Origin of the sequence: Streptococcus sp. LMAG:39, from assembly GCF_008680485.1 — a bacterium.
GTDB classification, from domain to species: domain Bacteria; phylum Bacillota; class Bacilli; order Lactobacillales; family Streptococcaceae; genus Streptococcus; species Streptococcus pasteurianus.
Genome location: NZ_NALE01000001.1, coordinates 368,260 through 391,803 on the forward strand (window position 1 = coordinate 368,260; position 23,544 = coordinate 391,803).

Below are 23,544 nucleotides of genomic sequence, written 5' to 3' on the forward strand. Positions count from 1 at the left end.
AATAAATTTCCTATCTACATATAGCCATGCTAATTATCTACTGTAAATACAGTAAAACCAACTATTATCCCTGCAATTTCTGCCACAAGAATCTAATAGTCAAGCAATCCCTCTCTATCGGAATCGATATTAAGCGGAATAAAAGTACCTGATAAATTAACTAAATCTAATACTTCTTGACGTGCAGAAGCATAAATTTGGTAAAGCCTTTCAAAAACTTCTTAAATGTACAGTCTACTATTAATGTCTTTTGACATTCCTCATTCTCCATTACAAATTAGTCCATGTCATAGACAATTCTAATTCCTGAGTATTATCATCTATATTCTCAGAAATAATTAAAAATCCTTCTCTCAAGTAAAATGAAATTGCTTTTTGCTTCTTTTTATAAACATTTAACTGGAGCGTTAGATGGATTGCTTTTACAAAATTAAGCAACTTCCTACCAAAACCTAAACTTTGGTGGGGGTTTGGTGGGGAATGAAATCGTTCCTCTGATTTTTAATCGTTCTAATAATTTATAAAGAAAAAGACGATAGTTTTTTCTTTTATCGCCTTTGGTAAACATTTTTATGAAATTTTTTAACCAATAAGAAATATAATTTATAATACTATTTTCTTCCATTTTCTGATTTTAGTTCGGAAAGTTCCAAAAGGTGCAACAGTATTTACATGAATAAACTTATACACTTCCCAAGTCGCTGTTTTAGTCGCTTCATCGGCCCACTTTCTCATATGCGGTTCAAATAATTCCTCCTCACTCAACGAATCAATCATTGCATAGATAGAATTAATATTTTCATTTAATTTTGCTTTCAACTCTTGCAGAGATAAATGAGCGTAAGTATCCGTGAACCACTGATATAACTCACCAAGTTGATTCCATTTAAATTCATCCGATGGTGTTTTTACTTGGCGCCCCTTTCTTTCATCTTCTTCCCATTTAAGAACCAAACTTGTCCATCCAACCTGATACGAAAGGTTTTCGGCTGGAGTTCTATCAACTTCAGTAATTCTTTTATCTTTCAGGCTTTCTGGGATATTATCAAATTCCAAAATATATTTCTCAAATGCTTTACTTATTTCTTTTTTTAGCTCTTCTTTATTTTCATATGTTCTCAAAAAAACACCTCCATCCTGATTTATCAGTACCCTAAATTAAACAGATCTTATTTTCTCCTTTACCTCTTCAAAAAATATTATATTTCTATACCTTTTACGAATAAAGCTTTTAAAAGACAGTGACTATTCTCGGCAATATTCTGATTGTAAACAAGATTATATTTATTAACATCCACGAACTCTCTTCTTTTCTACTATTATACTACTTTTCTCTAAATTTTAAAATAAGGATATTATTTTACTGATTTAAAAATACTAACTTTAAAATATGTAGTATCAATATATAGAACTCAAACTTCAACGACCATCTAGGTAATAATGTAAGGGATATGTTCATTTCCACAAACTCCTCTTCTGTGGAAACAAGTCCATACTCTCAGGGTTTGTGGAAATAGATTGATAACCTATCACGCTAGCACATCAAGACACTCTACTTGGATTCTTACTCTGATACTTCTTCTCCATACGACAAAAAGCCTTGCTATCAAGGCTTTTCATTATCCCTTTCATTCAAAGGTTTCTAGAATTTTACAAGTAGAGCTACGCACTCAACGGTTCGCTGTTACCGTCTCATTTCGTCGTTAACTCCTCATTCTACGACAATTATCGCATGGGCAGTATCACTGCTTCTACTTCGCTGTTCCACCAACTCGTACAAGCAGTGATATTGCCTCAACGTGTGTTGTCTATTCCTTGAGAATACAATTTTTTGTCCTCGTCACAGTTTTGAGGACACAATTTATCTGGTTCTAGTTTAGCATTTTTACGTTTACTTTTGAATTGTTTGCCATCCTTATTTTGAGTTTCTCCTGTTTTGAAAATTATGGTTAACATTGCAGGATCAATTTCACCATCGCTATTAACACCACCTACAATAATTTTCTCAACGATACTCTCAAAAACTGTACGATCAAACTCAGTGAGCATTTTTTGTGAAGATAGTAATTGTTTAAACTCAGCTAGTCTTTTCTTAACATCAATTTCTGACTTCAATGTTATTTCAACATTTACTTTTTCTTCTGCAAGATATTCTTTTTCTAAGGAGAGCTCATTATATTTTTCATTATAAATAGAATCACTTATTTTCCCTTCTAGTTTTAAATTTACAAGATTCTCCTCTTTTTTTAGTAAAATACGAAGCTTATTAGTAATCTTTTTTAGTTCCTTGTTGAGGCTATTGTCATTTAATTCAGATTCAATCGTTTCAAGTAAATCTGACACTATATTTTCATTCGAATGATAGAGTTGTCTGTAAGCTTCCATGAAAGCTCCCTCAATAGCCAGTTCCTCTAATCCTTTACTATGTTTACAGTATTTTTTCCCTTTTTTTATCGAAGTAACACAATGCCACACAACTTTTCGATAATCTGAACGACAGTGCCAACTTCTCCTAGACAATAATGAACCACAAAAGCCACATTCTAACATACTACTAAAAGCATACATTTTTGAATAGCGTTCACGTTTTCCATTTACATTCGCAACTGTCTTTTTATTTCCTGCCCTACGCAACCTAATCTCCTGAGCTTTCTCAAAGTCTTCTTTAGATATTATAGGTTCATGGTTATCTTTGATGTAGTACTTATCTTCTTCACCAAAATTACTTAAACGTCTCTTGCTTATTGGATCCACTGTAAAAGTTTTTCCCATTAGAATATCGCCTTTATATTTTTCATTCTTTATGATTCCTAAGACTGTTGTATCATTCCAATGATCTAATCCTCTCGGAGATTTGTAACCTAGTTCATCAAGTTCCCTTGCTATAACTTTCCCTCCAATACCTTCTAAGTACCTTTTAAAGATATAACGGACTATTTTTGCTTCTTTTTTATTGATAGAAAGTTGTTTGGTTTCTATATCATAGTCATACCCCAAGCAACCTTGAAACCCTATCAGTTCACCACGTTGCATCTTCATTTTTAATCCCTTTTTCACATGTGCAGATGTATTTTCTACTTCTTGCTGTGCAACAGAGCTAAGAATGGTTAGAAGTAATTCTCCATCCATAGTAAGGGTATCAATATTCTCTTCCTCAAAATAAACTCCAATTTGCATATCCTTTAACATTCTGACATACTTCAAAGTATCTAAGGTGTTTCTTGCAAATCTAGCAATTGCTTTTGTTACAATATAATCAATTTCTCCATTTACACAATCATTGATTAAGCGTTGAAAATCTTTTCTCTTTCCTACTTGAGTTCCTGAAATCCCCTCATCTGCATAGATATCAGCGAGTTCCCAATCTGAACGCTGAGAAATGTAATCTTTATAATGTCTCACCTGAGATTCATAACTGTTCTTCTGATCCTCACTATCAGAACTCACTCGGCAATAAGCAGCAACCCTTTTTAAATGTCTTTCTACATTGACACCTCTACGTCGAACTAAAGAATCAGCTTTTATTATTTCAACATTATTTTTTTTCATACTGAAATTCCTCCTTTTGATTCTATATTACCGCGTTCAAATAAAAAGGTCAGCTATTTTGTGTACTTAATACGCAGTCTGCTTCTGATTTTTTCATATTCATTTTTAGACAACAATTCTTTAGAGTATAAAAAATTAAGCATTGATAACTGCAGACTATATTTTACAACTGTTTGTTCCAAAATTTTTCCTCCTGATAACGTGATACTCAATTATCTCCTCCGTGGGTATGATTGGTTAAACCACTCATGGGCATCTCACCCGCTGTCCTTTTACGTTGGCAGCCTGAACGTTCAGAAGTATCATTGTCCTTATTTGTGGTCATGGCAGATAGAGAACCACTCTATTTTATAGCTAATAATTTTCGCTCCTATCACGGCGTATCTCACTAAATTGCTCGACAAATAAGAAAGTCCCACCTCGGTTTATTCAATTGTCAATGAACAAATCAAGGAGAGACTATTTTATTTTATGTTTTATCCTATCTGGACAATCTGTTAACCCTAATAGATAATCTGTACTAACGTTATAGAGTTTAGAAAGTTGCACAAGAACATCTGCCGTTAAGGCAACCTCTCCTCTCTCAATTTTTGCATAATTTGTATGAGAAAAGGAAAGTAAATTTGCAACAAACCTTTGAGTGAAATCATGATCCTCTCTCAAATCTCTTATACGTTGGTACATCTAGCTTTCTCCTAAGAAAAAGTATATGTCACTTTGAGAAAAAATCTCGAAATTTGTCATAATATGACAATATTATTTTATTACAAACTAAAGACTAATAAAATGATTCCGTAATCTATTTTAGATTACCAACCCAAAAATTTAAATGTAACAAGATAACAAGATTAAAGTTGCACTGATATTAGATTAGTACGGCAAACCTAGTTAAAAAGAAATAAAAGATAAACTGAATATACTAAAACTATATAATTTTCCCATAATGCCAAAACCTTATCCAACAGATTTAACAGATAACCAATGAGAATGATGAGACACGCTTTTTTTACCTTTGTTACTATAGCAGTTCTCAGAAAAGAATTGATGAATATTAGCACCTATCTCACTAAGACAGATTTCCCACAATATGGAATCTGCTAGCAATTATCGCCTATTTTGCAGACTCGTATAATACCAAGATTAAAATATACTGTAGCTAAAATCATGGTAAAACATTATTCTATCCACGATTAGTTAAATATCAGTTTAAATATATCATTCATCTACTTTTTGTTTTTGCATATAATTTGCAATTAGGAAAAACAAAAGTGTATATCCTACAATGACTGTAATCGATTGAGTCAAATTAGTTGAGTGGCCATCAATATTTTTTCCTAAATTTGAAATATAATACTGAGGAAAAATATAATGTATCTTATCTTGTATAGAACCTATTTTTACAGAGAATAATGCACCCGAAAGAAGCATAGTCAGAACAGATACCATTGTTCCTATTAATAGCGCCCCTTGATTTTTTTTAGTCAAGGTGGATAAAACCATTCCAAAGTTTGCTGAAAATACCTCAATTAGGAGGATATATAGTACTAAGTTCCACGATATATCAAGATCAAACAATGGGAGTAAAATTAAGCTGCTTAATAAATTCGTAATAGATAAAATTAGAAAATTAAACATTACCTGCTGTAGAACATAAGAAAAGTTTGATACTCCGCTTAGATAGATTCGTTTATCTAGACCATTTCTATCATCAAAATAGAATCTATACAGTATTAATGATAGTATCATAGAACTCATAGCCATAACAGTAATAATAATTTTATAATGATTATGACCGCTAGAAGTAGGAGCAGTTAAAGATTTTCCTTTATTTAAATACTGACTTAATTTCTTACCTAAAGTTGAATTTCTTACTGTAGTTACTTTATATTTTCCATCCTCTTTATTAATATATGCATCGTACTTACCCATTATTAAATTAACATAATAATCTTCATCCCTTTCTACTTCTTTGACAGAAATGTTATTATTGCTCATCTCCAATAGTTCAATTGCATTTTTTGTTACACCGATTTTTACTTTTTGACTTTTCATTGTTACAACAAATGATGTTGCTGCAATAGTTACAAAAACTAGTAAAAAAGATATAAGAATATATGATTTTTCTTTCAAAAAACGTTGCAAGTTATTTCTTAAGATTATAAATTTCATTTTACTCTCCAAAATTTTCAGGCCGATATTTAAAGTGAATGATAATTAAAAATAGTACTGAACATAGTAACAAAATTCCTAATGTATTAAAATAAGAACTATAATTTTTATCGTAAATTATACTAAAAAATGTTGACATCACTTTTGAAATTGGAGATAAGGTAGACAAATTAGCAACTTTTTTCCCAAATATATACATCGGAAAGAATAAACCAGATAGAATTGCTAAAACATTAATAGCTAAATTTAAAATTTTTGTTGCAATATCTTCGCTTTTTAGTAACACACAGAAAGCACCTCCAAATGTGATAGAAAAGGTTACCAAAGCTAAGTCAAGTAATAAACTATAGGCGATATTAGTTTTACCATAGTTTACTAACCCTGTGCTATTAAAAACAAGCATATAAATTGCTAAGATAAAATACGAAATAGAAATAGAAACGATTAATTTGGATAAATAAATCTTGTAACGTGGAATCGGCGAATATACAATCCTGTAATTTGCATACTTCACATTACTTCCAAATAATAATTCGGGTAATATAATTACAGTTGCCATTGATAAATAAATCATCATCGTAACACCATAATAATCATATGATGTTAAAATATCGTCACTAAAAATCGAACCGAATACAAACCCTGTTACTAATATCAGGACAACCGGATAAATTAGTAGATACATCATGATTGGTTTATTCTTTAAAAGATTTATCGTATCTTGTTTCATTATTGTTAACATTACAGACCCCACTATTAATCTCTTAATTTTTTCCCAGTTAGTAGCAAGAAAACATCTTCTAAATTTTTCTTGACCATTGTAATACTAGTAATATTTAGATTGAACTTGATTAAAACCTCCAGTACAGCATTAATCGGCATGGACTCTTCACCCATACTAAAGATTATTTCAAATTCATCTTTTTGGTTCACCTCTTCAACATTTGTTAATTCACGAATTTCATCTAACACTGCCGGAGAGAACTGCTGATCTACTCTAACTTGATAATTAGAATTACTATAATGTTCTAAAATATCATCAAGAGAATCATTCAAAAGTACTACTCCTCCATCCATGATAATGACACGGTCACAAATTTGTTGTACTTCTTCCATATAATGAGTTGTGTAAATAATAGTAGCTCCCTCATCCCTTAAATTCTTAATTGAATCTAGAATATGATTCCTAGATTGTGGATCAATACCCACTGTTGGTTCATCAAAAATAATCAATTTAGGGCTATGTGCTATTGCACATGCAATATTCAAACGTCTTTTCATACCACCAGAAAAAGTTGACGGTTTATCATCTTTTCTATCTTCAAGTCCTACTTTTTTTAATGCATTTTCAACTTTTTCATTGATTTCACTTTTTTTAACGCCATATAAAGAAGCAAAGAATTTGACATTCTGTGAGGCAGAGATATCTTCATAAATCGCTAATTCTTGAGGAACGATTCCTAGTTGTTTCTTTACATCCTTGATGGACAAATTTTCATTATTAAAATATATTATTTCACCTTCATCAGATTGCAATAAGGTAGATAAAATATTTATAGTCGTACTTTTTCCCGCACCATTTGGTCCTAGAAAACCAAGAATCTCGCCTTTTGTAACATTAAAATTTAAATTATCTAATGCTTTTCTTCCGTTCTTATACGTTTTTGATAGTTTTTTGACTTCTAAAAGATTTTCCATTATTTCTTCCCTCATTCTTTAATAATTCCTTTGAGTATCTCAAGGAAATATTTCTTTAAATACATTATTTCTGATTCAGTGAACAGTTCATTTCGATATTCGATTACGGCTTGTAAGCATCCATCAATTTTCACAAATTCCCATTTAATATTAAACATACCTTGTTTTCTTATCAATTCAGTTTGAATTTCTAAACCATCCATTTTAAAATTATCAGAACTAATTGAATCTTGGTAAATAAAATAATTATTAAATAAATTATTTTCTCCCATTGCTTCTTCTATTTCATATGTCTGTATTTCCTGTTTTTCCATAGCAGACAAAATTCTAGATTGTGTTTTTAAAACTAATTCGCTATCATTTCTAACCTTAGATAAGTCCACATAAATAGGGAGAGAATTTCTAAAAAGACCAATTACATTATTGACATTACCAAAATCTCTGCCAGATACCGGTATCCCAACAACTTGTTTATCATTTTTCTCAATTGCACTAGTTATTTTAAAATAAGCGGCTAACAATACCGAAAATAGACTAACGTTTTCTTTTGCAGAATATTTTTCTAATTTTTCTAGCAATGTTGAATCTATAACAAGCCCGATTGAGCTTACTGTATTGCTTTTTATAGTAGCTGGTAAAACCTCTAAATTAATTGGTGCATCCTTTAATTCATTTACCCATTCTTGTAATTTCAACTGATGATTTATTTTTATCTGTTGGTTGTACCATTCTGAATAATCTGTATAATCAATAGTAGATTCTGGACCTTCTTGTTTATTATATAGAGTTATTAATTGACTTAAAAATACTTTCATTGATTGAAAATCAAAAATTATATGGTGTGCATCAAATAACAAAATCGAATTATTAGAGCTACTTTGTAATAGCTTGATTCTAAAAAGGGGACCGTTTTTCAAATCAAACACCTTAATGAAATTCTCTTTTATTTTTTCCCACTCTTCAATTGGAGCATGCTCAACCTCAATATTTTCCTGCATAAATGGATTTATAACTTGGAAAATTTGTCCTGCTTCCTCTATAAATTTTGTTCTGAAAGCTTCGTTTTGCTCAATAATTTTATTAAATGCAACGTTCAATTTTTCAATATCTATCACACCTTTTAAATGTAAACCAATATTTACATTTAACCCTGTTTCCAAATGACTTTTTGACATTTTATACATTCTAATTTGCTGTGGTGTTGCAAGATATCTATTCTTTACTTTAGATTTTACTATCTCTTTAGTGCTCTCACTAAAATTATTATTTGATAAAAAATTAGATAAACTATCAATTGAATTGTTTCTTAATATATCTGCCACTGTTAATTTCAAATTGAAAATTTTATTCAATCGTCCTGCTATCTCTGCAGCCGTTAAAGAATCACCGCCTAGTTCATAAATATTTCCTGAAAGATCTTTTTGATTACCAAAAATATCTGTGAATACTTCATTTAGTTGGTCTTTGATTGTTTTGTCTGAACTAGACTCAGTAGTATGATTTAAATAATCAGATATCCAACACGCCTCTTCCGCTAAATCAAGTTTTTCAACTTTGAAAGTAGAAAATTGTTTCTTGTTAAGTGGTCCCTTTTTTAAAACCATATGAGCATTTGTGCCCGAAAAACCAAAAGAACTAACACCAATATAGGTTTCTTTACCCACTATGTCTTTATTTAGGTCATTGATATATGCTTTAGAATTTGAGAAATTTATATTTTGATTTGGATACATAAATCCAATATTTTTAGGAATTTTCTCATTATATAGTGACATCGCAGCCTTAATAATACTAATCAGACCCGACAATTCAAATAAGTGGCCTATATTATTTTTTACAGATCCGATTCCAATACTATTATCCCTCATAAAATTAAATGCATGATTGATTCCAGATATTTCTATTGGATCACCTAATTTAGTGGCTGTTCCATGAGTTTCAATATATAATTCATCAGAATCTTCCACCTCTATATTTTTCCATGCATCCATAATAACATTAGTCTGTGCATTAGGATTTGGAACTGTTAAACCTGATGTTTTTCCATCATGATTAACTGCCATACCACAGATTGTTGCATATATCCTATCATTATCCTCCATCGCTTTGGATTTGCTTTTTATTATGATTGTCGCAACACCTTCCCCTGTATAGGTACCATTTGCCTTATCATCAAATGCAGAGGAATTTTCTGAGTTATCCAAAATACCAATATCATTCTCTTCTGAATCTATCGGACAAAAATTAAGTTTCACTCCACCAACTATTGCTACTTCACATTTTTTATCTTTAATTGAATCAACGGCTAGTGAAACAGCAGATAAAGAAGAAGAGCATGAAGAATCAATTGTAATTGCTGGACCTTTAAGGTTCAGCAGATATGAAATTCTGCCAGAAATCATAGCTGACATATTTCCTATGTTAGAAATTCCAATTTTCTTGTTATCCAGTGAAGCAATTAGACTACCATAATTAAAAAGATAATCTTGTCCAAATGAAATAAAAGTTCCCCATTTTCTATTGTCTACTGTCTCTTTTGTATATCCAGCGTCTAATATTGCTTTGTATGCGGATGTTAACATTAATCTTGAATTTGGATCCATCAACATAGCTTCAGATCTCGGAATATTGAAGAAGTTATAATCAAATAAATCAATATTTTGTAGGTAATTTCCTTTCCTAAAACTCAAATCTGTGAAATTATAGATGTTCCCAAATTCATTAGCAATCTTAATCCTTTTAGGGGACAGACTGCTAATGAATTTTTCCCCAGCTAGTAAAGAATTATAGAATTCCTCTTTGTTTTGATTATTTCCAATATTTAAATCTATACCAATAATTGCATATTCATCCTCACAAGGATCGTTAAGAGTGGAAGAATTTTCAAGTTTTGAAGTCCCATTTTTAAAATTAGGAATAATATTTTTTTCTTCAATTTTTTTCGCTAATTCTCCAATTGTTTCTAAACTATAAAGATCAGCAATTTCTATTGAATTAGGAAATAATTTATCAATTTCTGAATACACTCTAGCAATAAATATTGAATCTAATTCTAAATCTGCAATCTGTGTATTTGAATTAATATCTAAAAATCCCAATTTTTGTTCTAATAGTGAAATTAAAATATTTTCCGTACTATCTTCTGATAGAAATGTTCCTTCATTACTATCTACCCAGAAATTTTTAACATGGAATTGTCTAGGTTTAATTGCTTTCCTTTCTTGATTAGGAAACGAGCTTAAAATAATATGAGTATTAGTACCACTCAATCCAAAGGAGTTAATTAATATTTTATAATCATCTTCAACTATCTCTCTTGTTTTATCTACTATGTAAAATGGAGAATCTTCATAATCTATATTTCTATTAGGATAAGAAAAATTTATAGTCGGTGGTATTATTTTGTTCTCAATTATTTTAATACATTTAATTAATGAAGATATGCCTGATGCATCTATTGTATGACCGATGTTTGTTTTTACCGAACCTATTCCGCAAAATTGCTTCTTGTCGGTGTAATTTCTAAATGAATCAGTTAAAGCTTTTATTTCAATATCATCACCCAAATGTGTTGCGGTTCCATGTGCTTCTACGTATACTGTTTTTTCTGGATTAAATGAACTTTTCTCCCAAAGCGATAATTGAAGTTCACTCTGGGCACGTCTATCTGGGGCAGTTATACTTATTGAATCGCCATCTTGATTGGATAACACACCATCTATAACACAATAAATATAATTTTTATCCTCAATTGCATCATCTAATCTTTTTATTACTACTGCTCCAACAGCTTCCCCCACTCCCGTTCCATCTGCTGCATCATCAAAAGTTCGTGTTCGTTCATCCTTAGATTCAATCCCTAAACTCACATCAACGTTTTCAGGATACATGAGAATATGTGCACCACCAACCAAAGCAAGATCACATTCGCCACACGAAATAGAATTAATTGCTTGATTTACCGCAAACAAACTAGAAGAGCAGGCTGTATCTATTACTACACTTGGTCCTTTTAAATTGAAATAATATGAAATTCTACTGGACAACATTGAATCCATATTTCCTGTACTAGAAATATCAACTAAATCTGGCCGAATAGTTTTTACGATATCAAAGTATTTGTAGTTAAGCATATTACTATTCCCAATAAAAACGCCTGTATGGGTATTTGAAAGTTCTTCCAAAACGCCTGCATCTTCAAAAGCTCTATAAGCCGTCATTAGTAACAATCGTTGCTTAGGATCAATTAATCGTGATTCTGCATCACTTAATTGAAAAAGTTCATTATCAAAACTACTAATATCATCCAAATAAGCTGCATGTCTATATGACTTATCCTCTTTAGAAATTTTATTTCCAAATTTTTTTACTTCATTCTTTCTTTGTTCAGGAAAATCTCTAATAAAATCTTTTCCTCTCAACAATTTGTTAAAAAAATCATCTACTGATTCTGACTCAGGAAAAAAACCAGAAATTCCAATAATTGCATACTTATTATTTTTTTCCGATGTATCTTGGTAACTATCTAGAACAATATCATCTAAAATTCCCATTTTAGACCTCCAATATGAAAGTTTTCCTTTAATTCATTCTTCCTACCAATGATCTCACTTTCTGGAACAGATTTTAAGAGAAGTAACTTAGAAAAAAGTGTATCGTAGAATAACTGACAAGTCGAAACATCTACTATACTATCATTCGAAATGAAATCATCACATTTCTGCAAGAGATTTTGGTATATGTTTCTATATTCCTCGAAACCTTTTAAATCATCAGAATTATTTTTACTACAAACGGCAATTGATATAATTTTTTTTAAAAATTTCAAATAGAAATTTGATGAATTTTTTATATAAATATTTTCATAGTCTTCATCACAAGAACTAACAATATCAAAAACACTAGGGTAACTAGAATTAAAGAACTTCTTCAAGACAGGTTGCGTACCAAATTCAATAATATTTGTAATATTATTTTCTTTCATTTGATTAATAACCACATTCCATTGGACGGGCATCACTATCTGCTCTGAAAGAATACGAGTTAAATTATCTTCTTTATTATAAAATCTTCCTAAAGCACTACTAAAAACTCTGTCAATATTGTCAGAATTATAGTTCAATCTTATTTTCCCAAGGCTTTCACTTGCTTTTTTCATTAAATTACTATGAAATGCGCCAGCCACTTTTAATCTTTTAAAAGGTATTGATTTTTCTTGTAACTCAAATTCCAATTTATTTAAATTTTCTAGATTTCCAGAAAAAACAATTTGTTTTTTTGAATTATAGTTCGAAATTCCAACTTCAAATTGTTTTGATAACTTCTCTAGCAAATTAAGATCATTATGGAATACAGCCGTCATACCACCTAACTTATCAGTAGTACACTCTTCCATTGCTTTAGCTCGTTCATTTACATACAGTAACCCTTCGTCAAATGTAACAACATCAGCACATACTAGAGCTGTAATTTCTCCTAAACTATGTCCTGCATACATATAGAATTTATCTTGAACATCTCTTTTAAATATCTTGAAAAATATATACGACGATAAAAAAGTTAGAATTTGGGAATTATATGTACTGTTTTGAACATCACCTTGAAAAAAGTCTTCACTTTTTTTCCCAATCGTATTCATGGCTTTGTTTAGAATTCTTTGAGCCTCAAGATTTTCTCCAATGAGTTTTCTGAATTTCTCTAACGACAAATTTCCTTGTCCAGGAAATATGGCTGCATTGTTTATCATACGTTCCTCCCGTAAATCTTAATTTAATCTCTCTGATACCTTAGCTACATTATCAAGTAGGACTTTAATGCTTGAATCTTGCAATTTGCAAGAATTAAATTTCGCTTTGAGTTCAGAGTTTTCTTCATTGAAGTAAAACACTAAGTCAGCTGTACTAAGTTTATACCGTTCTACTAAATTGGTATAACTTATCATAATTCCTCCATCACTAGTTAAGTTAAGTGACGTTTCAAATTTTGCTTGTTCAATTAATTCTGAAAAAGTAGTATCTAAATTTACTCTATCAAGTTTTAAATATTCTTTTCTGAATCTAATAATTTTTGTTGTCTCAGAATTATTGTTGTCACAATCATACGAAATATCAAATTTAGTATTAGTTATAACATCTAGTAATATAAGTACTAATGCTTCAAAAACAATTCTAAATTCACTTTTCTTAACTAATTTGACTGTTTCTTCTACCGTTTCATCACCAGATTTATTTGTCAAAAATGACGAAGTAAAACGAGCACCAATAACTTTTACTTTATTTTTCGATTCTAAAAAGTTTACAAGCTTATTAACTGTATTATTCTCAAAAACATCAATTATTTTTAAGCTGACTCCATATCTTTTTTCAATCTGTTTTTGAATACTAACAATATTTATAGAGTCTCCTCCAAGCTCAAAAATAGTACTATCATTTGAAAAATCATTTACTTCAAGAATGCTAGAGAAAATTTGTCGAATCTCTACTAGTAAGTACTCGTCATCCCTTTTTTCTGTTTCATCTAACTGTTGCTCAGATAATAAATTATCAGCTGATTCTAAATCATTCTTTTTATAACTTATGGCATCTGCTAATAATTTTTTCTTATCCACTTTACCATTTTCTGTAACCGGAATCTTTTCAACCTTATGAATTTCTTGAGGAATCATATATACAGGAAGTTTGTTTTTTATTTTTTCTATAATATATTCATACAAGTTAGAATTAATTTCACTCTGAACGAAACAAATAAGCTTACTATTACCACTTTCTGTACTATCAATAATCGCTACTACATCTTGAACATCACAATTATCTTTAATTACTTTTTCAATTTCCGGAAGTTCTACACGATAACCATTAATCTTCACTTGATTATCTAGTCTTCCCATAAATTCAATAGTGCCATTCTTTCTCAGAATACCAAAATCTCCTGTCCTATAAACTTTTCCAAAATGCGAATGATTTACAAAAGATTCAGAAGTTTTTATAGGATTATTTAGATATTCTTCTCCTACGCCAACACCGCCAATAACAATTTCACCTAATACATCAACTGGACTGATATTTAATTCTTCATCCATGATCCAAATTTTTTGATTACCCAGCGGGTATCCGTAAGGTATAGTTTTCCATTTTGCTTCAACTTTTGATATTGGATAATATATTGACCATATACTACATTCAGTTGCTCCACCTAAACTATACAAAGCAACCTCTTCTCCAAATCTATCAAAAATTTTATCTGGTAGATCCAAGGGAATGTAGTCACCACTCAACATAATAACTCTTAAAGAACTAAATTTTTCACTAATTATATTTAAGGAATTTTCTGGGACCGAAATATTTTGAACTTTTATTTCATTCAATTCATAATCTTGCTGATTAGTTTCACTACCAAAAATAATACAATTTAGAAACATTTGATTAGCCGATAATGAGAGACGTTTTGCAATTAATTCACTATCTGCTGTCCCAATAACACAAGATGAAATTCCATTGATATTTGCAACGGTAGTAACATGCTGTCCTAAATATCCAGAATCAATTAAGGCATATTTATAGCCATCACTACCATATTTTCTAATATTTGCTTCCGAATTATATACTAATAAAATAGTAAAACTTGAACGTTCCGAGATTTTCTGATTGCTATAATAATGTACACTGCTTTCAAGAGGACTATTATAAATTTTATAGATCGTATTAGCTATTGGGTTATAGTAATAAATACCTCCGCTTATTCCTTCAATTTTATTATTTTCGACAGAAATATATACATCAATAGGATAAAGCCCTCCTGCAGATGGATAAAGATAATGAGAAGTATCATTGCTTTTAATTTTTCCTAGCGAGGATATAACCTTAAAGAATTTATTCATTGGTAATATGTCTTTTTCACTAAAACTTCTTGTGGACTTCCTACTTAGAATAAAATCTGGAAAATTATTATTTGATGGGAGATTTATTTTTTTATTATAATTACTAATGACAAACCTACTCGTAGAGTCACTCTTATACTTGTCATTTGCTTCCTTGTTAAATACTATATTTTCATCAATAAGACTGTTTAAACTTGTCAGATTTTCTAACTCATCATCAATTTTACCTATATTAACAGTTTCATTATTACTGTAATTTAAATATGCCTTCATAGTTGATGGAACACTATTCCAGACAGTTATATTCTCCTGTTTAATAATATTATTAATTTCTTCTAGATCTCTCCTATCATCAACAATATAAAGGCTTCCTCCAATAGCAAGAGAGCCAAAAATATCAAAAACAGATAAATCAAAACTTAATGAAGATAAAAGTATAAAGTGATCATTACTATTCAGTTTAAATTTTTTATTGATATCAATAATTGTATTTACTGCACTTCTGTGAGACACAGCTACCCCTTTTGGCTTTCCTGTACTACCAGAAGTAAAAATCACATAGGCTACCTGTTCTTCATCATTTTCTTCATCAACTTTTTCTAATTGTTCTATTTTATCAATATCATTAATCATATATTCTATTTCTGCAACATTCTTTATATATGTTAATCTCTCTGATGGACAATCTTTTTCAATAGGAACATAAGTATTACCGCTATATAAAATACTAATTAAATCAATAATAGTCTGACAATTACGTTCATCAACAATACCAATTTTTTGACCTTTTTTTCCAACTGTTTGTTTTATATCAGAAGCTCTTTGTTTGACTTTTTCTTCTAATTGAGAATATGTATAACTACAGTCTTTATCCTTAATAGCAATCTGATTTGGATATTTCTCTACTGTATTAAAGAATAGTTGTTCTAACCTGCAAGAATCATAGTCTAATGTAGTAGTATTATTATATTCTTGGATTATTAACTTATCACTATTGGGTAATTCTGTATCGATATTTTTCTTACCATTTAAAACTGAAGTAATATTTTTCTCAAAAACTTCAATGATCTTAAGCATAAACTCTTTAGTAAATTTTTGATTTGAATAATCCCAATTTATTAATACTCCTTCATGACTATTTGAAATTTGCATATCAATATAAACTTGAGGAGTTTGGCTTATTCCGTACGTCAATTCTCCTAAATAATCCGCTGCTTGTTTTGTTGTCTCCTCTGAAATTAGACTAGTAACTACATAAGGAACAATTAAATTTTTTTTATACTTATTTGCATATGCCCTTAAAAAATCAATGCCATCAAATGAAATATTATCTATTGCTAAAAACAGATCATCTTGTACGGAGGTTACTTTTTCAATAAAATTATCCTCAACATCTTGATTCCGATTATCTAAAAATATGTTACTTGTAAAATCACCAATCAGATTATCAATATCTTCGTGTATATTTTTTCTATTAAAAACACTTAAATTAATTGTGAACTTTTTATTTTGACTCCATCTTTTCAAAGTATCAAAATAAATTTGTATAAAGAAGGCCGTAGGTGTAATATGGTTATTGTGGCAAAATTCTTTAATCAAAACCCAAGATTGTTCATTTAAAAATAGCGATTCTCTAGAAAAGGTATTCTCTACCGCAGCTTCTGCATCTTTATCAATAATATGGGGAGATTCAGGAAGCTTGTCTAGTTTATTCAACCAAAATGTTTTGGCTCTCTCTTTATTTTCACTATCATCATTTGTATGTATAATATAATCCCTAAATGATATTCTAGGTTTTAATTTGCTAGTATCGGCTCCATTATAAGCCGCTAACCATTGACTGGCAAAAATCTTCATACTTTTGGCATCTGCCAATAAACCATCAATACTAATAAACAAAATAGTGTATTTTTCGGAAACACATAAAGCACTAATATCGAACAGTGGCCATTTCGTGTAATCAAAAACTTGATGACTTAACCTATCTCTTCTTCTTTCTATTTCTTTATCAATCTCTTCTTGTGTCGAACTACTCATGTCTAAAATGTTCATCTGATATTTTAATGTATCAGGGAGTATCTTTTGCTGTAAGTCTTCAGAAAAGATTGCCCTGAGCATACCTTGACTTGAAATAACTTTATTTAGAGCATTTGATAATCTTACAGGATCTAATTGAGTTTTAATTTCAAAATAACCATGTGTTCCATAACCGCCCATTTCAGAAAAATTATTTCTTCCTAGTAAATAAGATTCCTGAATATTTGTCAGAGGAAACCACTCATTTTCATTTTCCACATCATGCGTGACTTCATAATTTTTGATAAGTTCTAAATTCTCATTTTTATGCGACAGAATATTCAATAAACCGTTAAAGGTACAATTTTTAGAAATTTCTTCAATAGAAATATCTATTCCATAAATGTTTTTTACTTTAGCAGCTAGATTAATGAGCCCTAATGAGTTTAAGCCATACTCCATTAAACTTTCATCAGGATTACTTACCTCAACTGGCAAGATTTCACTTAAAATTTCTTCTAATTTTGAATCAAGTCGATTATCTGAATTCTGAAAATGCTGCTCTTTGGTTTTAATCGTTAATTTACTTCTGTCAATTTTCCCACTGGTATTATATATAAAAGACTCTACATGTTGGAAAAGAGAAGGAACCATATAAATAGGTAGCTTAGTTTCTAATTCTCTTTTCACTTCAGAAACATTGATATTCCCCATATAAAAACATACCAAAGTCTCATTAAGTACTGTTACAGCTGTATCAATAATTGATGGGGCTAAATCAAATATTGATCGTTCAATCTCTTCGAGTTCTATACGATAGCCGTTAAACTTCACTTGATTATCATTACGTCCTCGAAAATATAGGTTCCCATGCTTATCAGTATTTACCAAGTCACCCGTTTTGTAGTATCGTAATCCATTTAAATAAAAAAAGTTTTTTTGATTCAAAATATCTCGATTTAGATATCCGACTGATAAACCTTTTCCAGATACACATAGTTCACCACTATCATCAATCAGAAGATTATCTTGGCTTATATTTCCAATAGGGATTTGATTAGAGTCTAATTCTTTTAAGTCTTTTGCTTCCCACAAGCAAGCACATACTGTACATTCAGTAGGTCCATATGCATTTATATATCTAGTTTCTTCTAAATTGATTTTTTCAAGCAATTTTTTATGGGGTTCAGAACCAGCAGTAATCAGTAAATCAAATTGAGAAATTACTTCTTCACTAAGCAATTCGGAATAAGATGGAGGTAAGGTGGCAACAGTCACAGAATGATTTTTTACGAAAGTCTCAAATAAATTTTTATCTTTATCACTGTCTAAAAATATGGCTAATGTAAGACCGTTCGTTAAGGCCATTGAAATTTCCCAAATAGAAGCATCAAAAGAAATGCTAGCGAATTGTAAAATTTTATCATCTTTACTCAACTTCAAATGTTCATTGAACAACTCTTTTAAATAACTAAATCCTTTGTTCGATATTTGAACACCCTTAGGTTTTCCAGTACTACCAGATGTATAAATTATATATGCAATTTTTTCATTACTATCATTTTCTCTTTTGCCAAAATAATTAAAAGTAAGGTTTATATTATCATCTATTTTTAGATAATCAACAACTGTTAAATCATCATATTTATAGTCAGTTATAATTCCATTCGCTTGACAATCATTTTGTATAAAATCTATTCGTTCTTTTGGGTAAGTAATATCTATTGGTACAAAAGTTATTCCAAGTTTAGACAATGATAAAATCGTAATAATGTACTCTGGACCCCTACTCATATGAACTATTACCTTAGATCCAGGAAGTAATCCTACTTGTTCTATCTTCTTACTATAACTATCAACTCTATTAAAAAGCTCTTCATAAGTTATATTACTATAGTCCGTTTCAATTGCTATCTTATTTGGCTGGTCATTAAATTTAGAAACTATATCATAAAAACTATATTCCATTATTTCCTCCTTTATCCTCTAAAAAAGAAAGTATCTCATCAAGACTTCTTTCAAATTCTAGAATTATATCCTGAATTTTCTTTCCGTTGTAACACTGTGATTTACTTTCAAATCCAATCGAAAAATTATTATCCCCTTTAATATTTACGAGCAGTGATAAACTATATTTTGCTTGAACCGTATCTAAAATGTCTATTGACTTGAATTTAATTCCTTCATTTTCAAATTCTAGTTTTTTGTCATGGTTATAAACATACATCCAATCCATTAAATTATTTGCGTATTCACCACAGTACGCTTTGTACATCGAATCAATTTTATTAAATGGATACTGACAGTGATTAACTAATTCATTAACCCTTTCCCCTATTTTATTAACAAATTTTAAATCATTTGAAATGTTATTTTCTGAAACAGATAATGGCAGTGTATTAAAAAATGGTCCAATAATTTTTGAAGTAACTTCATTTGACCTAGTTGAAATTGTAATTCCTATCGTATTGCTTGATTTATGTGAGATATTATTTTTAGTTAAAAACAAAGCTGACAATAATAAGGTACTAACGGTCACGGATGTTGCTTTAGAAACTTTTAAAAGCTTAGCTATTATCTTTGAGCTTATGTCAATAGGGTAATATTTTGAAATTTGTACATCATAATTCTGTACTACATCATTTGAAAGATTACCTAAACTTTGAATTTCATTTTTCCAGAATTTCTCATCTTCAATATCATCTTTTTCATCGATTGAATTTAAATAGTCAAAATAGTCTACCTCAGAAGGTTCATTTTCAATACCATTTAAAAAGTCTTTTAGATTTTTTGTAAATAGCTCACGTGATTCTCCATCAAAAATAGCGTGGTGAAAATCGAAAATTAAAAATCTTTTATTTTGTAGACTAATATAATTACAACAAAATAGATTCTTTTCTACATCAAAATCCGCTAAAGAACTTTTAATAATATCATTTAAACTTCCGCTACTCATCTCTTTTCTTACAATATCTATTTTATGGTTGTTAATTTTAAAAATAATCTCTCCATTTTCTATTAGTAAACAACTATGTAGTATACGTTGAGTCGAAATGAATTTTGAAATCTTATCCAAAATTTTATTTTCATTAACTTGAGTTACTCCCCTGAGCTCAAAAACTAAAGGAGAATTATATTTATATTTTATATGATTAAATTTTTCATCGAAAAATATACTTTTTTGAACTACAGAAGCTTTCACTGAAGATAAGTTGTTGTCTTTGGAAATTTGTAAATCATTCTCAGATTTATGACTATTGTTTAACACTTCTACCAGAGGCTTCATACTTAATAATTCTGAGACTCTTATATTTTTATTCCTTTTCTTCATGTAATTTACCAATTTCATGGCTGAAAGCGAGTCTCCTCCATTTTCGATAAAACTTTGACTAAAGTTTATTTCTCTTATTAATAAATCCTCGATCTCTTTTTGTACATCCAAATCAATGTTATCTAAATTAATTTTGTCATTATTGGCAGAAATATTTGATACTTCTTTTCTAAATTTTTCAGCAAGAATTTTATTATTTAATTTACCATTTACAGTAAGAGGTAACTCTGAGATATTAATAAAATATTTAGGAACCATGGCAGATGTCAGCACTTCTGAGAGAGTTTTTCTTAGTTTAGAGTCATCTATTTCTGGGCTCGTATGGAAACAAACCAATGTATTATCAATAACACTAACAATAATTTTTATGTTTTTTGAATTTAAAATATTTTGAATAACTTCCTCAATTTCACTAATTTCAATTCTCTGTCCATTAATTTTCACTTGAGAATCTTTCCTACCAATGATTATAATCTCAGACTTGTAGTTATAATATCCAAAATCACCAGAACGATACAACTTTTCCCCGTTAAGCGAATTTAAATAGAAAAAGTTCTTTTTATTTAGTTCTTCACGATTTATATAGCCATTCGCTACCCCTTCCCCACCTACAATGATTTCTCCAACTTGCATAGGAGCACAAACATTTCCAAACTGGTCTAAAATATATGTACTAGATCCAGAAATACTTTTTCCAATAGGTATTGATTCTTTATTGCTCCTACCTATTATTTGAATTGTGGATAATACACTATTTTCAGTTGGACCATAACCATTAACAACTGTTATATTTTCATTTGAATAATAAATATTTTCTATCAACTTATTCTTGACTATCTCGCCACCGGTTATTATGAATTTAATATGATTAAATAATTCATTATCATAAGAAAAAAGTTCCTGAAGTAAGGTAAATGACATTATTGAAGCAAATTTACGATCAGATTCTAAAATTTGTGATAATTTTTCTATATCGAATATATAATTTTTAGGGATAATTTCTAAAGTCTTTCCACTAGTTAAAGGTAGCCATATCTCCAATTCAGAAATGTCAAATCCTAAAGAATTTAGCTGTAAGAACGTATCATATCCATCAGATAATTTTTCTAAATTATTATCGTTAATTAGTCTTATTATTCCAGCTTCTGGTATCATGACTCCTTTCGGAGTCCCTGTAGTTCCAGAAGTATATAAAATGTAAAGAGGAGTAGGATCGCTTGAAGTACTATTTAGCTTATAGTTTGGATTAATTTTTAATTCATTATGATCTATATAATAACTACAATTTGAGTCTTCTAAAATAAATTTCTGCCTTTTTTGAGGGTATTCTGGATCAATTGGCACATAAGTTATCCCCATTTGCACTAATGAAAGAATATTAATAAATGTATCGAATTCTTTATATCCAATTACTCCAATTTTATCCCCTTCTTTGATAATGTTCTTTAAATAAGTAACTCTATTTTCTATCAATTTAAATAGAGTTTCATAGGTAATTGTTGAATGACCTAATCTTAAAGCGATGTTATTGGGAAATTCTTTAGAAATTTCCATGACCCTATCTATTAATGATAAATTGACGTTTTTGTCAAAATTGTTTAATGACTTACTTTCTCTTTCAATTATTTTGCTTATAAACTCAGGCTTTGCTATCTGAATTTTTGATATCTTTTCCACAGTTTCACAATGAATAATATTTATTGTAAAGTTAAAGAAATTTTTGATTAACGAATTGATTTTCTCTCTAGTGTATATTCTTTTATTATAAATAAGCTCTAACTCATTTTTCTGATTTTTGAATCTTCTGTAAATTATACTTATCGGAACTGGTAAATAGTTCGGTGTTTCTTCCTTTACAACTACCTTAGAATCCTCAACCAAGTAATTCATATTATCTACATAATAATTAAAACTCCATTCAAACAGGTTTTTTCCATTTGCTTTAAGATTATTTATTAATTCATTATAAGGATATCCAGAATGTTTAATATCTTTTAGAAAATTTCTCTTGATACCTTTATAAGCGTCGATAATGCTTTCTTCACCAGACAAAGAATATAAAAATGGGACTGTACTTGTGAACATTCCAAAGCTGTTATAAAAACGTTTATTTCGCCTGTTATAATAGGGAACCCCCAATATCCCATTTTTTTCGTCAGTAATTCTATATTTGTAAATACATAATAACGTTATCAAAAAGATATTTTCATTTAAGTGATTTTTCCTTAGGAACAATTCCCATCTTTCCAAATAGTTATCATCTAAACGAATTAAAATTTTCTCCGACGAAGGATTTTCAGGGATGCTTTCAAATGAATTTTTACAGTTATATAATCTATTTTCCCAATATACTTTATCCTCATTAAATTTTTCAGTATCTTTCAAATATCTTTGTTCTTCTTGTAAGTATTCAATATACTCTGTTCCAATATTAAATTCATGCCCATTATAAATATCAAAAATGGCTCCTGCAATTAATCCTATTGAATATGCATCTACAATCGAATGATGAAACATTACAAATAGTTGACCACCATCTTCATTTTGGTAAACTCCAAATTTAAATAAAAAATCTTTGTAAATATCAAATTTGGAATTTAAACAGACCCTTTTATAATTTTCAAATTCTTTTTTGTCAAAAAAGATGTTCACTATAGAGTCATCAAATTTAAAATCACGATATTTCTGAATGATTTCGTCATTTTTCAATAGAAAAGTTGTTCTAAAGATCTTCGAAGAATTAAGAACCGAAACAACTGCATCGATTAATTTACATAAATTAAAAGGTGTAGAAATTTTGTAAAAACCTCCTTCATTTGATATTCTTGGTTCACAATATATTTCTTCAGTATATATAATTCGTTTTTGTGCATTTGTTAAGTTATAATCTTCCATTTTAATCTCC

The 23,544-nt window shown here is 29.6% G+C and carries 10 protein-coding genes; all 10 read right to left on the reverse strand.

The features are described from left to right. Positions 1-603: 603 nt before the first annotated feature. Positions 604-1,122: a ClbS/DfsB family four-helix bundle protein gene (locus CCC20_RS01800; protein ID WP_058692336.1), complete on the reverse strand. Its 519-nt coding sequence runs from the start codon at positions 1,120-1,122 to the stop codon at positions 604-606. Positions 1,123-1,794: 672 nt separating this feature from the next. Further along, positions 1,795-3,549 carry a recombinase family protein gene (locus CCC20_RS01805; RefSeq protein ID WP_144356929.1) on the reverse strand — a complete coding sequence of 585 codons (1,755 nt, stop codon included), beginning with the start codon at positions 3,547-3,549 and terminating at the stop codon, positions 1,795-1,797. Between the two features lie 459 nt (positions 3,550-4,008). Beyond that, a complete protein-coding gene (locus CCC20_RS01810) occupies positions 4,009-4,233 on the reverse strand; it encodes a helix-turn-helix domain-containing protein (protein WP_010730292.1) in 225 nt (74 codons plus the stop codon). Between the two features lie 531 nt (positions 4,234-4,764). Further along, entirely contained in the window at positions 4,765-5,718 is a 954-nt protein-coding gene (locus CCC20_RS01815) for an ABC transporter permease (RefSeq protein WP_010730293.1), read from the reverse strand. Between the two features lies 1 nt (position 5,719). After that, entirely contained in the window at positions 5,720-6,460 is a 741-nt protein-coding gene (locus CCC20_RS01820) for an ABC transporter permease (RefSeq protein WP_025481285.1), read from the reverse strand. Between the two features lie 14 nt (positions 6,461-6,474). After that, positions 6,475-7,416, reverse strand: a complete 942-nt coding sequence (locus CCC20_RS01825; protein WP_144356938.1) for an ABC transporter ATP-binding protein — start codon at positions 7,414-7,416, stop codon at positions 6,475-6,477. Positions 7,417-7,427: 11 nt separating this feature from the next. Further along, positions 7,428-11,969 (reverse strand): beta-ketoacyl synthase N-terminal-like domain-containing protein, encoded by a 4,542-nt coding sequence (locus tag CCC20_RS01830; RefSeq protein WP_287178762.1) that lies wholly within the window; start codon positions 11,967-11,969, stop codon positions 7,428-7,430. Continuing rightward, positions 11,957-13,162 carry an ACP S-malonyltransferase gene (locus tag CCC20_RS01835; protein WP_287178766.1) on the reverse strand — a complete coding sequence of 402 codons (1,206 nt, stop codon included), beginning with the start codon at positions 13,160-13,162 and terminating at the stop codon, positions 11,957-11,959. The genes CCC20_RS01830 and CCC20_RS01835 overlap by 13 nt, the downstream gene beginning before the upstream one ends. Before the next feature lie 18 nt (positions 13,163-13,180). Continuing rightward, positions 13,181-19,276: a D-alanine--poly(phosphoribitol) ligase subunit DltA gene (gene dltA, locus CCC20_RS01840; RefSeq protein ID WP_287178768.1), complete on the reverse strand. Its 6,096-nt coding sequence runs from the start codon at positions 19,274-19,276 to the stop codon at positions 13,181-13,183. Beyond that, on the reverse strand, positions 19,266-23,534 hold the full coding sequence (locus tag CCC20_RS01845) for a condensation domain-containing protein (RefSeq protein ID WP_287178771.1): 4,269 nt from the start codon (positions 23,532-23,534) through the stop codon (positions 19,266-19,268). The genes dltA and CCC20_RS01845 overlap by 11 nt, the downstream gene beginning before the upstream one ends. Positions 23,535-23,544 lie beyond the last annotated feature (10 nt).

Excerpts from the sequence above, each read along its gene's own strand:
- CCC20_RS01805 (WP_144356929.1), bottom strand. The coding sequence starts at position 3,549 with ATGAAAAAAAATAATGTTGAAATAATAAAAGCTGATTCTTTAGTTCGA.
- CCC20_RS01810 (WP_010730292.1), bottom strand. The coding sequence starts at position 4,233 with ATGTACCAACGTATAAGAGATTTGAGAGAGGATCATGATTTCACTCAA.
- CCC20_RS01815 (WP_010730293.1), bottom strand. The coding sequence starts at position 5,718 with ATGAAATTTATAATCTTAAGAAATAACTTGCAACGTTTTTTGAAAGAA.
- CCC20_RS01820 (WP_025481285.1), bottom strand. The coding sequence starts at position 6,460 with ATGTTAACAATAATGAAACAAGATACGATAAATCTTTTAAAGAATAAA.
- CCC20_RS01825 (WP_144356938.1), bottom strand. The coding sequence starts at position 7,416 with ATGGAAAATCTTTTAGAAGTCAAAAAACTATCAAAAACGTATAAGAAC.
- CCC20_RS01830 (WP_287178762.1), bottom strand. The coding sequence starts at position 11,969 with ATGGGAATTTTAGATGATATTGTTCTAGATAGTTACCAAGATACATCG.
- CCC20_RS01835 (WP_287178766.1), bottom strand. The coding sequence starts at position 13,162 with ATGATAAACAATGCAGCCATATTTCCTGGACAAGGAAATTTGTCGTTA.
- dltA (WP_287178768.1), bottom strand. The coding sequence starts at position 19,276 with ATGGAATATAGTTTTTATGATATAGTTTCTAAATTTAATGACCAGCCA.
- CCC20_RS01845 (WP_287178771.1), bottom strand. The coding sequence starts at position 23,534 with ATGGAAGATTATAACTTAACAAATGCACAAAAACGAATTATATATACT.